Below are 15234 nucleotides of genomic sequence, written 5' to 3' on the forward strand. Positions count from 1 at the left end.
TCGATAGGGCCGGTAGCCCTACAGCGCCGAAACAGTCGGGAAACCGTCAAAAGCGGGACACCATGTCGAACCGACTGTGACGAACTAGCCATCGCCGACTATCCACCATGTGGACTGCGCTGGGTACACTCCGAAATACCCTCATACATCGACCGGGGCCGCCCACCAGTGCGGATGGGAAGCGACCTCGGTGCCTTAGGAGCGCGCCATGACTGACGTGTCCACAAAAACCGTGCCCGCGAACAGCCCCGCGGCCATACCGGGGCTGGACGACGCCCCGACGGGCCACGCGGCCCTGAAGGCCTGGGTCGCCGAGATCGCGCAGCTCACCCAGCCCGACCGGGTCGTGTGGTGCGACGGCTCGGACGCCGAGTGGGACCGCCTGACCTCCCTGCTGGTCGAGCAGGGCACCTTCACCCGGCTGAACGAGGCCAAGCGCCCGAACAGCTTCTACGCCAAGTCCGACCCGAGCGACGTCGCCCGCGTGGAGGGCCGGACCTTCATCTGCTCCGAGAACGAGTCGGACGCCGGCCCCACCAACAACTGGATGGCCCCGGCCGAGATGAAGGGCATCCTCGGCGGGCTGTTCGCCGGCAGCATGCGCGGCCGCACGATGTACGTCGTGCCGTTCTCGATGGGCCCGATCGGCTCGCCGCTGTCGGCGATCGGCGTGGAGCTGACCGACTCCCCGTACGTGGTGGTCTCGATGCGCGTGATGACCCGGATGGGTCAGAAGGTGCTGGAGGAACTCGGCACGGACGGCGAGTTCGTCAGGGCCGCGCACACCGTCGGCGCCCCGCTGGAGGCCGGCCAGGCCGACGTGCCGTGGCCGTGCAACGCCACGAAGTACATCACCCACTTCCCGGAGACCCGCGAGATCTGGTCCTACGGGTCGGGCTACGGCGGCAACGCGCTGCTGGGCAAGAAGTGCTACGCGCTGCGCATCGCCTCGGTGATGGCCCGCGACGAGGGCTGGCTGGCCGAGCACATGCTGATCCTGAAGCTGACCCCGCCCAGCGGCGAGGCGAAGTACGTGGCCGCGGCGTTCCCGAGCGCCTGCGGCAAGACCAACCTGGCGATGCTCACGCCGACCATCCCGGGCTGGAAGGTCGAGACCGTCGGCGACGACATCGCCTGGATGCGCTTCGGCCAGGACGGCCGGCTGTACGCCATCAACCCGGAGGCCGGCTTCTTCGGCGTCGCCCCGGGCACCGGCCGCGAGACCAACGCCAACGCCATCGACACCCTCTACGCGAACTCGGTGTTCACCAACGTCGCGCTCACCGACGACGGCGACGTGTGGTGGGAGGGCATGACCGAGGAGAAGCCGGCGCACCTGACCGACTGGAAGGGCCGCGACTGGACCCCGGACAGCGACGAGCCGGCCGCGCACCCGAACGCCCGGTTCTGCGTCCCGGCCGCGCAGTGCCCGACCATCGCCGAGGAGTGGGAGGACACCAAGGGCGTCCCGATCTCGGCGATCCTGTTCGGCGGCCGCCGCGCGACCGCGGTCCCGCTGGTCACCGAGTCGTTCTCCTGGCAGCACGGCGTCTTCCTGGGCGCGAACGTGGCCAGCGAGAAGACCGCGGCGGCCGAGGGCACGGCCGGCGAGCTGCGCCACGACCCGTTCGCCATGCTGCCGTTCTGCGGCTACAACATGGGCGACTACTTCGGCCACTGGCTGCGCATCGGCGAGAAGACCGAGGCCGACAAGCTGCCGAAGATCTACTACGTCAACTGGTTCCGCAAGGGCGAGGGCGGCAAGTTCCTGTGGCCGGGCTTCGGCGAGAACTCGCGCGTCCTGAAGTGGATCGTGGACCGTCTGGACGGCGCGGCCGAGGGCGTCCAGACGCCGATCGGCGTGCTGCCGACCAAGGACGCGCTGGACCTGGACGGCCTGGAGCTGTCCGAGGCGGACCTGGACGTGCTGCTGAGCGTCGACAAGGACGTCTGGAAGCGCGAGGCGGCGCAGATCCCGGCGCACTTCGACCGGTTCGGCGACCACCTGCCGGCCGAGCTGACCGCCGAGTACGAGGCCCTGCTCTCCCGGCTCGACAGCTAGGCGCGCCCGGCGCCGTCCGCGCGCCGTGTGACCTCGATCACCACCGTCAGGCCCGTTCCCGCACTGGGGACGGGCCTGACGGCCGTCAAGGCGCCCCCGGCGTTCTTCACGAAACCCGCACCCCAAGGTTTGCTGAAGGCCGTGTCGAGACCCCGTGGGACTCCGATAGCCTCGATGGGTCCTCCCTTGACGCCCCTGTCCCCCGGTCGCTTCACCGAACCGAGGATTTCCAGAAGCACCAGAAAGGCGCCGTGCTGTGAGCCTGCGTGACCTCGCCTACAGCCTGTACGAACGGCGCTTGGCGGCTCGCCTGCACAGCGACGTCCAGCGCGGCAAGAAGACCTTCCCGCGCCACATCGGCGTCATCATGGACGGCAACCGCCGCTGGGCCAAGCAGATGGGCGAGCAGATCGCCACCGGCCACCAGCGCGGGGCGGACAAGATCCACGAGGTCCTGGCCTGGGCCGAGGAGGCCGGCGTCGAGACCGTCACGCTGTGGCTGTTCTCCACCGACAACTTCAACCGGCCGCCCGAGGAGCTCACCGACCTGCTGCGGATCATCGAGGGCTCGGTGCGCTCGCTGGCTGACACCGGCCGCTGGCGGGTCCACCCGCTGGGCGCGCTGGACCTGCTGCCGGCCGACTTCGCCCGGCACCTGAAGGAGATCGAGGAGCAGACCCGGGACAACCCGGGGATCCAGGTGAACGTCGCCATCGGCTACGGCGGCCGCCGCGAGATCGCCGACGCGGTGCGCTCGCTGCTGGCCGACGCTGCGGCCCGCGGCACCTCCATCGAGGACCTGGTGCAGATGCTCGATGTGGAGCACATCACGGAGCACCTGTACACACAGGGGCAGCAGGACCCGGACCTGATCATAAGGACGTCCGGGGAGCAGCGGCTCAGCGGTTTCATGTTGTGGCAGAGCGCGCACAGCGAGTTCTACTTCTGCGAGGCCTACTGGCCGGCGTTCCGCAAGGTCGACTTCCTGCGGGCATTGCGCGACTACGCCAACCGCCACCGCCGTTACGGCACATAGTCTTCCGCCCTCTGGCGCAGGCCCGCGCGCATTCTGTTACGTTCTGTTATCACTACAGGTCAGAACCGTGACAAGACCCGGGTCCGCGTTTAGCCCCAACAGGTGACGGGAACTTTCCAGACGTGCCGGTGGAGCAAGGTCGACTCACACAGATGGCTGTGACGGGTCTGCTCCCCGGCATTTGTCGCTTCTGGGGAGACAGACAACAGTGGCAGCTACCCCTCGCCGCCGCGCCTCCAGCAAGGCCCGGCGCCGCACCTACGTCCTCGACACCAGCGTCCTGCTCGCCGACCCGTCGGCGCTGACCAGGTTCGCCGAACACGAGGTCGTCGTCCCGATCGTGGTCGTGACTGAGCTGGAGGGCAAACGGCACCACCCCGAGCTCGGCTACTTCGCCCGCAACGCGTTGCGGATCCTGGACGAGATGCGGGTCGTCCACGGGCGTCTCGACGCCCCGATCCCCGTCGGCGAGACCGGCGGAACCCTGCGTGTGGAGCTCAACCACACCGATCCCGAAGGTCTGCCGCCGGGCTTCCGCCTCGGCGACAACGACTCGCGCATCCTGGCCGTGGCCTGCAACCTGCGGGCCGAGGGCCAGGACGTGACGCTGGTCAGCAAGGACCTGCCGATGCGGGTCAAGGCCAGCGCCGTGGGGCTGCCCGCGGAGGAGTACCGCGCGGAGATCGCCCTGGAGGCCGCGTCCGGCTGGACCGGCATGACCGAGGTCGAGATCGCCGCGGACTCCGTGGACGAGCTGTTCTCCTCGGGCTCGGTCGACGTCCCCGAGGCCGCGGGACTGCCCTGCCACACCGGGCTGGTGCTGCTCTCCGAGCGCGGCAAGGCCCTCGGGCGCGTCACCGCGGACAAGAAGGTCCGCCTGGTGCGCGGCGACCGTGACGTCTTCGGACTGCACGGCCGCTCGGCCGAACAGCGCGTGGCGCTGGATCTGCTGCTGGATCCGGACATCGGCATCGTCTCCTTGGGCGGGCGGGCCGGCACCGGCAAGTCCGCGCTGGCGCTGTGCGCCGGCCTGGAATCGGTGATGGAGCGCCGTCTGCACCGCAAGGTCGTGGTGTTCCGGCCGTTATACGCGGTCGGCGGCCAGGAACTCGGCTATCTGCCCGGTACCGAGAACGAGAAGATGTCGCCCTGGGGCCAGGCGGTGTTCGACACCCTGTCGGCCCTGACCTCACAGGCCGTCATCGACGAGGTGGTGGACCGGGGAATGCTGGAAGTGCTCCCGCTCACCCACATCCGCGGCCGTTCCCTGCACGACTCATTCGTCATCGTCGACGAAGCGCAATCGCTCGAGCGCAATGTGCTACTGACCGTTCTGTCCCGAATCGGGACCGGTTCGCGCGTTGTTCTCACCCACGACGTCGCGCAGCGTGACAATCTGCGTGTGGGGCGTTACGACGGCATCGTCTCCGTGGTGGAAAAGCTGAAGGGACACCCCCTTTTCGCCCATGTAACTCTCAGCAGGAGCGAAAGATCCCCTATCGCCGCTTTGGTGACAGAGTTGCTGGAGGAACTGGCGGTTTAACTGCGGACCCCCCTCGTGCAGGGGATATCACGCTGCGTTCACTGTGACGCAGGACACGCACTATTGAGTTGAAAAGGGACCAAAGGCCCTGCATCGTCGAATGCGTAAGACCCCGCGTCTGGCAATCGCATTCGACGATCCAGGGCCTAACGGCCGCCGGCGCCGAAAGTGAGAACAGGGAGTTTTCCCGGCTCGACTTTCGCTCTCGACTGCAATGAGTTATTGCATCGTCGCTGCCTGTGAACAGGCAGTGAGTCGAGCCGCAGCGGGGTGAACCCACTTCGGAAGGCTCCCTTTGTTCTCCGTGCGGAATTCTGTGTCCGGTATGCGTATTTCCCGGACGAAGGCCCTGGCCATCACCGGCGCCCTGGCCGTCACCGGCGCGTTCGTCGCCACCGGTGTGGCCGCCCACGCCTCGTCCGTCAAGTCCGACAAGGCCGCCGTGGCCGACGCCGCCGCGGTCTCCACGATGAAGTCCAACCAGGCCAAGAGCGCCGCAGACATCGTCGCGCAGCGCGCCGCCGCGGCCGACGCCGCCAACCGCAGCGCCCAGCGCGCAGCCCTGCCGGCCACCTCCCCGGCCGCCGACACCGCGGCCGCCCAGGCCGCCGCCCAGAAGGCGGCCACCGACAAGGCCGCCGCCGACGCCGCGGCGAAGGCCGCCGCCGACAAGGCCGCCGCTGACGCCGCCGCCAAGGCTTCGGCTGAGAAGGCCGCCGCTGACAAGGCCGCTGCCGACAAGGCTGCCGCGGACAAGGCCGCCGCGGACCGTGCCGCCGCCGCGCAGGCCGCTCAGGCCGCTCAGGCGCAGGCCCAGGCCGCCGCCGCGGCGAAGGCCAAGGCTGCTGCCGCCGCCGCTGCCGCGACCCCGACCTACACGAACAACCTGGACGGCTGGATCAAGCAGGCCGTCTCGATCCTGAACTCCACCGGCACCCCGACCTCCTACAACGCCGTCTACCAGGCCGCGATGCACGAGTCCGCGGGCAACCCGAGCGCCGTCAACGGCTGGGACTCCAACGCCGCCAAGGGCACCCCGTCCATCGGTCTGCTCCAGGTGATCCAGCCCACGTTCAACGCGTACCACCTGGCCGGCCACAACAACATCTACAACCCGGTCGACAACATCATCGCCGGCGCCCGCTACGCCGCGGCGACCTACGGTTCGCTGGACAACGTCGTCGCCGCGCGGTGCGGTGGCTCCTGCTGGTTCGGCTACTAAGCCGCCAGTAACAACTGAAAAAAACCTCCGAACGGCCACTGTCTCCGACAGTGGCCGTTCGCTTACTCAGTGCACTGTGATTTTTCCGACCCCGTTCCGGCTTGAGTTCGATCTCTGTTCCGGGAGAGGCTCGATTTTCGGAAGACCCCGCGCTCGGGCCCGCGGGACCAAGGTCCTTAGAGGACGTTGATCCACCAGGGGGTGGATGGGGCGGCGAAGATGCCGCCTATCCGTTCGCCCATGCGCCGCTCCATGAGGGAGCCGGTCATCACTTCCCACACGCCGCGGATCAATCCGGGCTGTGCGAAGACGGCCGTCGAAAAGGGGTGAGGCACTGCGGAAGGCAACTCTTGTCCAGCCATAGGCGCACTGAGCACGACGAGCACAACCAGCAGCAAGACCCCACCTCGCAGGACCCGAAGTCCGGGATCGCGGGCGCCGCGTCCAACGCGGCGGGCAAGACCCTCTCGTTCATGACCGCCAAGCTCCCCACCAAGACCTCCCGAATAGCCGCGGTGGCAGCGGCCGGAACCCTGGTCCTGGCAGGCACGGGCAGCGCGTACGCGGTCCACGCGAACGACGTTTCCAACCACGACAAGCAGGTGGCCGCCGCACAGTTCGCGGCGGAGCAGAAGGCTGCCTCCGACAAGGCGCAGGCCGATGCCGCCGCCACGGCTGCCGCCGAGAAGGCCGCGGAGCAGAAGGCTGAAGCGGACGCGGCTGCCAAGGCCGCAGCCGACAAGGCGGCTGCGGACAAGGCCGCAGCTGACAAGGCCGCTGCGGACAAGGCGGCGGCCGACAAGGCGGCCGCGGACAAGGCCGCGGCCGACCAGCGTGCCGCGGCGGCCGCCGCCGCGAACCGCGACCAGCAGCGCCAGCCGCTGCCGAGCGCGTCGTCGTCCCCCACGTCCACGCCGACGCCGACTGCCACTCCGACGCAGAAGCCGACGACACCCAGCGGCGGTTCCTACGGCTCGGCGTACGCGATCGCCCAGTCGATCGTGCCGTCCGGCCAGTTCGCGTGCTTCGCGAACATCATCGAGCGCGAGTCCGGCTGGAACGTGCACGCGACCAACCCCTCGTCCGGCGCCTACGGGCTCGGACAGGCGCTGCCGGGCAGCAAGATGGCCTCGGCCGGGTCGGACTGGGAGAACAACCCGACCACCCAGATCAAGTGGACGCTGTCGTACATGGACTCGCGGTACGGCTCGCCGTGCGGCGCCTGGTCCTTCTGGCAGTCCCACAACTGGTACTGATACCAGCGATCCCCGATGGAACCAGCGCTGTCGAAGCGCTGGTCCGGCATGCCCTGATTGGCTTTCGAAGCTGAGTTCCGGCGACGGAAGGTGAGTTCCGGCGGCGGTTTCCCCTGAGCGCCGCCTGACAACGGGCCCCGCCGTCATCGGCGCCGACGCCCCGTCCGTTCGCGACTGCCTTGCGACCGGACGGGGCGCCGGTGTTCTTTAATGCGGTTATGCCGTCCACTCCCACGGTCCTGATCCGGCCGATCCTGCTGCGCGACCCCCACGAGGAGGGCCGCACCTCCACCACGCTGGAGCTGTTCTTCGACCTGGTCTTCGTGGTCACGATCAGCGCGATCGCCCAGGAGTGGCACCACGCGGTGATCACCGGGCACCTGCTGCACGGCGTCATCTCCCTGGTCGAGATGGTGTTCGGGGTCTGGTGGGCGTGGATGGGTTTCACCTGGTTCGCGAATTTCTTCGACCCCGACGACGTGCCCTACCGCCTGATGGTGCTGGTGCAGCTGCTGGCCTCGCTCGGAATCGCCTCCGGCATCCCGTACGTGTTCCAGGACGACGACTTCCGCATCGTCGTGGGCTGCTACGTCGTGATCCGCCTGGTGATGGCCGCGCAGTGGCTGCGCGCCGGCCACGCCAACCCGGCCCTGCGCTCGTTCTGCAACCGCTGGGCCTACGGCATCCTGGCGGTCCAGGTCGGCTGGGTGCTGTTCGGCTTCGGCCTGCGCCACCTGACCCCGCTGCAGACCCTCCCGTTCTTCGCCGTCGGCGTGATCGTCGAACTGTCGGTCCCGGCCTGGGCCCAGCACGCCGAGGCGGCGCCCCTGCCGCACTCCGAACACGTCGAGGAACGCTACGGCCTGTTCACGATCATCATCCTCGGCGAGATTGTCCTGGTCGCCTCGACCGCCTTCAACACGGCCCTGACGGACCACAAGCACCTGGCGACCCTGATGATCGGCGCGATCAGCGCGGGAATCCTCGCGTTCTCCCTGTGGTGGCTGTATTTCGGCTTCCTGGGCGAGTACGACCTGACCCGCATCCGCACGGCCTTCATCTGGGGATACGGCCACTACTTCGTCTACGGCACCCTGACCGCGATCGGCGGAACCCTCGCCGCGCTCCTGGAGCAGGTCGCCCAGGACGACGGAGTACTGGGCCGCACGGCCATGGCCCTGACGCTGACCGTCCCGGTGGCCGGATTCCTGGCCGCCATCGCCCTGCTCCGCAAGGTCAGCGAATGGGCCACCTACTCGCGCTGGCTGATGGCGGCGGCAGCGGTGTTCGTCATCGGCACCGCCGCGGGCGCCGCGGGGGGCGCCATGTGGACGTTGTTGTCCGTATGCGTCGCGACCGCCGCCTTCCTGGCTTCGGAGATCGTCACGAAGTGGAAAGCGGCGGTCAGACGCCGGCAAAACCAGGGTGCTGCTTAAGCCAGCGAGTCTTCCGCCTCCAGCGTCACGGAGACACTGTTGACGATGGCAGCAATCTTAACCGCTTCCTGCACCGTCTCGCGGGAGGCACCGGCCTTCACAAGAACTTGCTCATGCGACTCCAAGCACCGCTGGCACCCGTTGATCGCCGAAACCGCCAGCGACCACAGCTCGAAGTCGAGCTTGTCCACCCCGTGGTTGGCCATGAAGTTCATCCGCAGGCCGGCCCGCAGATTCTGGTACTCGGGGTCGCCCAGCAGGTGCATACCCCGGTAGTACACGTTGTTCATGGCCATGACCGCCGCGGCACCCTTTGCCGCGACATACGCCACATCCGACAGATGCGTCTTGGCCTCGGCCGACAACTCCGCGATGACCTTCGCATTCCGCGAGGCGATGGCAGTCCCGAGAATCGCACCCCACAACTGCTGCTCAGTGAGCTTCGAGGTGTTGACCATCGAGCTGAGATTCAGCTTGATGTCCTTGGCGTACTCGGGCAGCGCCTCCTTGAGGACCTCGTACCCCATCAGGCGTTCAACAGCTCACGCACGACCAGCGTCTCATCGCCGGACTTCCAGTTGCACGGGCACAGCTCATCGGTCTGCAGCGCGTCCAGCACCCGCAGCACCTCGTCGACGTTCCGCCCGACCGACCCGGCGGTCACCATGACGAACTGGATCTCGTTGTTCGGGTCCACGATGAAGGTGGCCCGGTCGGCGACGCCGTCCTTGTTCAGCACACCACAGGCGGCGGTCAGCTCCCGCTTGACGTCCGCCATCATCGGGAACGGCAGTTCCCGCAGGTCCTTGTGGTCCAGCCGCCAAGCCCGGTGCACGAACTCGTTGTCGACGGAGACCCCGAGCACCTGCGTGTCCCGGTCCTGGAACTCCTCGTTGAGCTTGCCGAACGCCGCGATCTCCGTCGGACACACGAAGGTGAAGTCCTTGGGCCAGAAAAACACAATCTTCCACTTGCCCGCATAGGACTCATCCGTGATCTGCACGAACGCGTCCTCCGGGTTCGCCTGGTCGATGTCGACGACCGAGGTCAGGTTGAACTTGGGGAACTGGTCGCCGATGGTCAGCGTGGCCACGGTTGATCTCCTAGCGATGAGGGTTGCCTTGAACCGCGCTCAAGCGGGCCTCAGGGCCGGCGAACGCGACATGACCAGGCTGTCAGACCAGGATTGATCAGTGAAATAGGCGCGAGGGGCGAGTTGCGATAGGGAGATCCGATCAATCGCTCGGGCCGGCTCATGGCCTGACCCTCAGCGCTCGCGGCTTCCTTAGCAGTGTCGCTCGGAGTCCGGCACGTGACGAATCGGTTCACTGGCTGAGACGGAGTTCGCTCTGCCACGCATGTGACTCTCAGCTGGCAGGCGCGCGGCGCAAGCGCATCACTTCTGACGATCCGTGCCATTTCAGGCCAGCCTTATACGCTCCTCGAAATGATGAGACCGCCTCCGCCCGTTGACGGATCCGCCGACCTCCCCCCGAGCGCATGCTGATCGAGCATCAGCGCACTCAATCACGGAGGACACAGTGAGTCGGATCAGGCTTTCAGTACTAGCGGTGGCATCCGCCTCCGCCGTAGTGGGCACCGGTATCGCGGCGGGTTCGGCCTCGGCCGCCACGCCGCCGGCGCCGGTGGCGCCCACGGCCACCGACTCCTTGTCCGCGCCCGGGGCGACGGTCGATGCCCAGGGCAACCTCAGTGCCGCCCCCGATGTGCGGGCGACCGTCGCCTACAACGTCGCGCCGGGGATCACGACCGCCGGCGCCCCCGGCAGCCAGTTGAGCGCCGCGACGATCGACTGCGGGAACAAGCTCCAGGGCACGCTCAGTCTTCTTCCCTCGTCGCCTTCGGGGGCGGTCAGCGGGAGCGTCGTCTGCACCTACCCCAGCGTCGGCACCTACACCGTCAAGCTCACCGCGACGGACAATCAGACCCCCGGTGCGACGACGGTGGTCACGCACACCGTCACCGTCGCGTACCCGGCCAAGGTCGCCGTGGACCGCTATGACGGCGCCACCCGCTACGGGACCGGCGTCGCGCTGTCGCAGGCGGAGTTCCCGACGGCCGGGTCGGCCGGGGCCGTGGTCCTCGCCCGCGGCGACGTGTTCGCCGACGCGCTCGCGGGCATCCCGCTGGCCAAGTACAAGAACGCGCCCCTGCTCCTGACCCCTGGCGGCCCGACGGCCACCACGCTCGACAAGAACGTCGAGTCCGAGATCCTGCGGGTCCTACCCAAGGACAAGAGCCACACCGTGTTCATCCTGGGCGGCACCAGCGCCATCCCCCAGGCGGTCGCCGACCACATCAGCAGCCTGGGATACAACGTGGTCCGCCTGTCCGGGGACAGCCGCTACGGCACCGCCCTGGCCATCGCCCAGGACCCGCGCGCCCTCAACAACCCGGCCACCATCGTCGTGGCGCGCGGCGACGACTTCGCCGACGCGCTCGCGGCCGGCCCCTACGCCTCGAACATCGCCGCCGACCACGGCGTCCCGGCCGCCATCGTGCTGTCGGACGGGCCCTCCACCACGGCGACGCTGGACCCGGCGACCAAGGCCTACGTCATCGACAAGCTGGCCTCCTACCAGCCGGCGAACCTCATACCCACCGTGACGGCCATCGGCGGCGGCGCCGACACAGCCGTGGACAATCTGCAAGGCGTCAACAAGGCCGGACTCAACGCGATCGAGGGCAACGACCGCTACGAGACCGCCGCCGACGTCGCCGCGCGCGGCTGGGGCAACGGCTCCATCATCTGGTCCACCACCGACGGCCTGGCCTCCGGCTCGTCCTTCCCCGACGCCCTGACCGGCGGCGCCTTCATGGCGATGAAGAACGGACCGCTGCTACTCACCAACCCGGCCACCACACTGTCCGGCTTCAGCGCGAGCGTCCTCCACAACCGCCCCCTGCTCGCCGAAATCTCGATCTTCGGCGGGACCTCGGTGCTCCAGCCCTCGCTCGTCACCGCGGTCGGCCAGGCGGTGCAGCCGAAGCCGGTCGTCTACACCGACCACCACCTGATGTACTGACCCACCCCGCGCTCGACCCGCCTGTGCCCTGCGACCCCGTGAGGGAATCGCAGGGTACAGACATATATGCGCGCGACGCGGCGATCAGCCCAACTGCGGCCCGTCGGAAAGCGCGCCGACTTCCTGCTCGGACAGCGGACGCGGCGTGGTCACTTTCAGGTTGAGGCGCTCGGCGGTGACGTTGCCGTTGATGCGGTACTTGACGTTGTCGGCGACGAGGTAGCTCTCGCCGTTCGCGTTGCCGATGTAGCCGTCCTGGATGGCGCCGCCGTCCTGCAGGTCGTCGATGTTGACCTCGGAGATGCCTTCCCAGTCGTTGAAGATGTTCAGGTACGACGACTCGTTCAGGGCCCGCCGCTTCCCCTCGAGGATGACGTAGACCATGGGGTTGTCGGCCGCCTTGACGCGGGTGCCGTTGTCAGCCATGTGCCGGTTCCTTCCGCATGGACGTGCTAACTCTGACTCCCCCCTTTTCGGATGCTATGCACGCATACCTCAACACTCGCGCAGGCGTAGGCCGATGGGATGATCCGACGACGAGCGGGCGCACCAGCCAGATATCGCTCACCCATTCGGCGCACTTCAGGCTGCGGGGCGCCGCGGAGTCGCCGACCATGGGGCCGTCAGCGGTTGGCCGCCGTGTATTCAAGCCGGCAGGCACAGCTGCTGGTGGAAGAGCTCCTGGCCGATGCCAGCAAGCCACTCATCGATCGCCCCCGGAGCGGCACGACACAGCGCGTCCATCGGCACGTAGAAGTCCAGCCAGTCAGAACCCTGACCATTGCCTCGCATGACCACCACCCCGCGCGCCACACGACTGTCAGCGCACGTTCGAGCTGATCGTCGCCACCGTCAGCCAATTCGATGGCCAGCTCACAGAACCCGCCGACCCGATTCCCCGAGTCAGTCAGGTCCGCCGCCCCGGCAAAGCCCGTCCACGCCGGAGGCCGCATGCGCCGGATGAAGCGCGCCTCGCTCGCCCCGAACCGCTGATAGTCACGCTGACACTCGATCAACGACCCCTTATTCGCCCACCACCACACCCCACCACATGATCCACCACTCCCCTGTCAAGGGACCCCTCCTGAGTAACGAAGCCCCCAAGCGGGGAAGGGCCCGTCGTGGCGGAGACTACGGGACCGGGGGCACCAGGGCTGGGGCGGTCTGTCGGCGGGCGGTATCGCCTGCTCGCGAAGTTGGGTGAGGGCGGATTCGGGGAGGTGTGGCGGGCGCGGGACCAGTCGCTGGACATCGATGTCGCGGTCAAGCAAGTGCGGCTGCCGCTGAACGCGCCGCAGTCGCAGCAGGCGGCGCAGACCGAGCGCGCGCTGCGTGAGGCGCGGCATGCCGCCAAGCTGCGGGACCACCCGAATGTGGTGGCGGTGCATGATGTCGTGGACGACGGCGGCCCGTGGATCGTCATGCAGCTCGTCGAGGGCCAGACCCTGGCGACCCGGATCAAGGACGGCGGCCCGCTCTCCGAGCCCGATGCCGTGTACCTCGCCGCGTCGTTGCTCCAGGCGCTGCGCGCGGCGCAGGCCGTGAAGGTCGTGCACCGGGACATCAAGCCGGCCAACGTCATGCTCACCGAGGACGGCGACGTGCTGCTCACCGACTTCGGCATCGCGGTGAACGACGCCGACCCCTCCATCACCACCGCCGGCGTCATCCTCGGCTCGGCCGAATACATGGCGCCCGAGCGGGCTCGCGGGCACGAGGCGACGTACGCCAGCGACCTGTTCTCGCTCGGCGTGACCCTCTATCACGCGGTCGAAGGCATCTCGCCGTTCCACCGCGACACCCCCACCGGATCGCTCACGGCGGTCCTCCTCGAAGATCCGCCGGAACCGCAACGTGCCGGCGCCCTCAAGCCACTCCTCGGCGCGCTCCTTCATAAGGACGCTGTGAACCGTCCCGAACTCGCCGACGCGCTGAATATGGTGCAGCAGTCGGCGGAACAGCTCGGCGACGGCGCCGCCTCGACCTTCGGATCGACCCGCGCCTACACGCGCCCCTTCAAGCCGTTCGACGCCACCGCCAAGAACAGCGGCGGCGCGAAGGAGGTCGCCGGGCTGCTGGCCAAGGCGCTCCGCAAGAACGCCGCCGCCGCGGTCCTGCACGCCGAGGACCGGATCCAGGCGGCGCAGCAGAACCGCCGCAACCGATCAGCCCAGTCGGCGCAGGCGGCGCAGTCAGGCCAGTCAGGCCAGTCAGGCCAGTCAGGCCAATCAGGCCAAGGTCAGACACCGCAGTCGGGCGCGTCGACCTTCACCACAACCACCAACAAGACCAAGACCAAGCAGAAGACCAAGAACCCTGCGAAGCCCCGCTCGCCCTGGCAGGCCAAGGCGATCCTCCTCCTCATGCTCGCCCTCCTCGGCCTGGCCGCCTACGCCCTCAAGCACGCCGAGATCACCGCCGCTTGGCACCCGGTCACCAGCGACCAGGACGCCCGCGTCATCGCCCAGGACCGGATCGACCCGACGAAGAACGCCTACTCCCCCGGCTGGTGGCTCATCGCGCCGACCGGATACATCATCCTGACCGCCGCGACGCTCTGGACCATCGCAGCCGTGAAAGCGATCCCGAACGCCGCAGGCGCCACCGTCCAGGTGGTCGCCGGCGTCTTCGTGTTCGCCGCGGGCGCCGGCGCCGCGTTCTGTGCGGAGGCCGCGGGTGCCGGGATCTACAAGACCTGGCTGCCGCCGATCGGCGCACTGTGGGCGTCGGCCGGAACCCTGGCGGGCATCCTGACGATCGCGATCGGCTGGGCCGTCGAGGCCGACACGAAACGGAAGGCCGCACAGAAGACGCCCTGAACAGCGCCCACCGCCGCCGCGCCGACCACCAGCCCGCGCCACCTCAACCGCCAAGCCACCTAAGCCGCCTCAAACATCTCAACCACCTCAACCACCTGAGCCACCTGAGCCACCCTCAGCCACCCTCAGCCACCACACATCAGCTGTCGGGCGTCAGCGCCGCGAACTCCACAGACCAGTCCGGCGCGGCATCGCCCTCGTCATAGATCTCAAAGGTCTTCCTCACAGCGCCGGCCGAAGTCAGCGCCGCCACCGAAGCCGCGGCCACCGAGGCCCGGCTGATCCGGCCGTCCCCCTTGTCCCCCTGCTCCAACCGGATCCCGGCCGCGGGCCCCGCCGTGAGCCACCCCGGCCGCACGATCGTGTACGCGGCGCCGCTCGCCCGCAGCGCCTCCTCGCCCCGTGCGCGGGCCGTGATGATCCCGGCCATGTCCGGGTGCTCGTGGGCTCGCGTGATGTAGATCTGCGACACCAGCACCACGTGCGCCCCGCTCCGGGCGGCGGCCTCGCCGACCGCCGCCACGCCCCGGTGCATCACCGCCTCCGCGCCGCGGTCGTCGGTCGGCGGCTCGACCGACACGACCACGCCGTCGTACCCGTCGAGCAGCGCGGCGTCGAAGCCGGCCGCAAGGTCCACCACGGCGGTGTCGGCGCCGGCCACGCCGCGCGGTCGCCGGCCGGCGACCGTCACCCGCGCACCGCGCTCCAGCAGCAGCGACGTCACGAGCGAGCCGGTCCGGCCGGAGCCGCCGAGCACCAGGTACCTGCCATCGACCACGGAATCACGTACTGTCATGGCGCCATTCTCCGGTC

The 15234-nt window shown here is 68.5% G+C and carries 13 protein-coding genes; 8 read left to right on the forward strand and 5 right to left on the reverse strand.

Annotation, left to right across the window (positions count from 1 at the left end; translation table 11 throughout):
- Positions 1–208 precede the first annotated feature (208 nt).
- The 6 genes from ABH926_RS22885 (at position 209) to ABH926_RS22910 (ending at position 8555) form a co-directional block, all read left to right on the forward strand.
- Positions 209–2062 carry a phosphoenolpyruvate carboxykinase (GTP) gene (locus ABH926_RS22885; RefSeq protein ID WP_370367760.1) on the forward strand — a complete coding sequence of 618 codons (1854 nt, stop codon included), beginning with the start codon at positions 209–211 and terminating at the stop codon, positions 2060–2062.
- 256 nt (positions 2063–2318) lie between these two features.
- Positions 2319–3098 carry an isoprenyl transferase gene (locus ABH926_RS22890; RefSeq protein ID WP_370367761.1) on the forward strand — a complete coding sequence of 260 codons (780 nt, stop codon included), beginning with the start codon at positions 2319–2321 and terminating at the stop codon, positions 3096–3098.
- Between the two features lie 208 nt (positions 3099–3306).
- The gene (locus ABH926_RS22895) at positions 3307–4641 is read left to right on the forward strand and encodes a PhoH family protein (RefSeq protein ID WP_370367762.1); all 1335 of its coding nucleotides are present in this window, start codon (positions 3307–3309) and stop codon (positions 4639–4641) included.
- A 325-nt stretch (positions 4642–4966) separates the two neighbouring features.
- Positions 4967–5863 carry a transglycosylase SLT domain-containing protein gene (locus tag ABH926_RS22900; protein WP_370367763.1) on the forward strand — a complete coding sequence of 299 codons (897 nt, stop codon included), beginning with the start codon at positions 4967–4969 and terminating at the stop codon, positions 5861–5863.
- A gap of 350 nt (positions 5864–6213) precedes the next feature.
- Complete coding sequence (locus tag ABH926_RS22905; protein WP_370367764.1) at positions 6214–7119, forward strand: lytic transglycosylase domain-containing protein; 906 nt, start codon at positions 6214–6216, stop codon at positions 7117–7119.
- A 218-nt stretch (positions 7120–7337) separates the two neighbouring features.
- Entirely contained in the window at positions 7338–8555 is a 1218-nt protein-coding gene (locus tag ABH926_RS22910; RefSeq protein ID WP_370367765.1) for a low temperature requirement protein A, read from the forward strand.
- Here ABH926_RS22910 and ABH926_RS22915 read toward each other — a convergent pair.
- Both ABH926_RS22915 and ABH926_RS22920 read right to left on the reverse strand, forming a co-directional pair.
- Positions 8552–9082, reverse strand: coding sequence for a carboxymuconolactone decarboxylase family protein (locus ABH926_RS22915; RefSeq protein WP_370367766.1), 531 nt, complete (start codon positions 9080–9082; stop codon positions 8552–8554). The genes ABH926_RS22910 and ABH926_RS22915 overlap by 4 nt on opposite strands.
- Positions 9082–9648 (reverse strand): peroxiredoxin, encoded by a 567-nt coding sequence (locus ABH926_RS22920; protein ID WP_370367767.1) that lies wholly within the window; start codon positions 9646–9648, stop codon positions 9082–9084. Before ABH926_RS22920 ends, ABH926_RS22915 begins: the two co-directional genes overlap by 1 nt.
- A gap of 478 nt (positions 9649–10126) precedes the next feature.
- On the opposite strand from ABH926_RS22920, the gene ABH926_RS22925 reads away from it, so the two are divergent.
- Complete coding sequence (locus tag ABH926_RS22925) at positions 10127–11602, forward strand: cell wall-binding repeat-containing protein (protein ID WP_370367768.1); 1476 nt, start codon at positions 10127–10129, stop codon at positions 11600–11602.
- A gap of 84 nt (positions 11603–11686) precedes the next feature.
- On the opposite strand, the gene ABH926_RS22930 is transcribed toward ABH926_RS22925, so the two are convergent.
- Together ABH926_RS22930 and ABH926_RS22935 are read right to left on the reverse strand one after the other, a co-directional pair.
- Positions 11687–12028, reverse strand: a complete 342-nt coding sequence (locus tag ABH926_RS22930) for a hypothetical protein (protein WP_370367769.1) — start codon at positions 12026–12028, stop codon at positions 11687–11689.
- 219 nt (positions 12029–12247) lie between these two features.
- Complete coding sequence (locus ABH926_RS22935) at positions 12248–12394, reverse strand: hypothetical protein (RefSeq protein WP_370367770.1); 147 nt, start codon at positions 12392–12394, stop codon at positions 12248–12250.
- Positions 12395–12723: 329 nt separating this feature from the next.
- Here ABH926_RS22935 and ABH926_RS22940 point away from each other — a divergent pair, with 329 nt between their 5' ends.
- On the forward strand, positions 12724–14421 hold the full coding sequence (locus tag ABH926_RS22940) for a serine/threonine-protein kinase (RefSeq protein ID WP_370367771.1): 1698 nt from the start codon (positions 12724–12726) through the stop codon (positions 14419–14421).
- A 139-nt stretch (positions 14422–14560) separates the two neighbouring features.
- On the opposite strand, the gene ABH926_RS22945 is transcribed toward ABH926_RS22940, so the two are convergent.
- Positions 14561–15217, reverse strand: a complete 657-nt coding sequence (locus ABH926_RS22945; protein WP_370367772.1) for an SDR family oxidoreductase — start codon at positions 15215–15217, stop codon at positions 14561–14563.
- Between the last annotated feature and the right edge of the window lie 17 nt (positions 15218–15234).

The sequence above is a fragment of the Catenulispora sp. GP43 genome, from assembly GCF_041260665.1.
GTDB lineage: Bacteria > Actinomycetota > Actinomycetes > Streptomycetales > Catenulisporaceae > Catenulispora.

What these genes read in the sequence shown, in the direction of transcription:
- ABH926_RS22885 (WP_370367760.1), top strand. Translation starts at nt 209, where the DNA reads ATGACTGACGTGTCCACAAAAACCGTGCCCGCGAACAGCCCCGCGGCC.
- ABH926_RS22930 (WP_370367769.1), bottom strand. Translation starts at nt 12,028, where the DNA reads ATGGCTGACAACGGCACCCGCGTCAAGGCGGCCGACAACCCCATGGTC.
- ABH926_RS22910 (WP_370367765.1), top strand. Translation starts at nt 7,338, where the DNA reads ATGCCGTCCACTCCCACGGTCCTGATCCGGCCGATCCTGCTGCGCGAC.
- ABH926_RS22900 (WP_370367763.1), top strand. Translation starts at nt 4,967, where the DNA reads ATGCGTATTTCCCGGACGAAGGCCCTGGCCATCACCGGCGCCCTGGCC.
- ABH926_RS22915 (WP_370367766.1), bottom strand. Translation starts at nt 9,082, where the DNA reads ATGGGGTACGAGGTCCTCAAGGAGGCGCTGCCCGAGTACGCCAAGGAC.
- ABH926_RS22945 (WP_370367772.1), bottom strand. Translation starts at nt 15,217, where the DNA reads ATGACAGTACGTGATTCCGTGGTCGATGGCAGGTACCTGGTGCTCGGC.
- ABH926_RS22935 (WP_370367770.1), bottom strand. Translation starts at nt 12,394, where the DNA reads ATGCGAGGCAATGGTCAGGGTTCTGACTGGCTGGACTTCTACGTGCCG.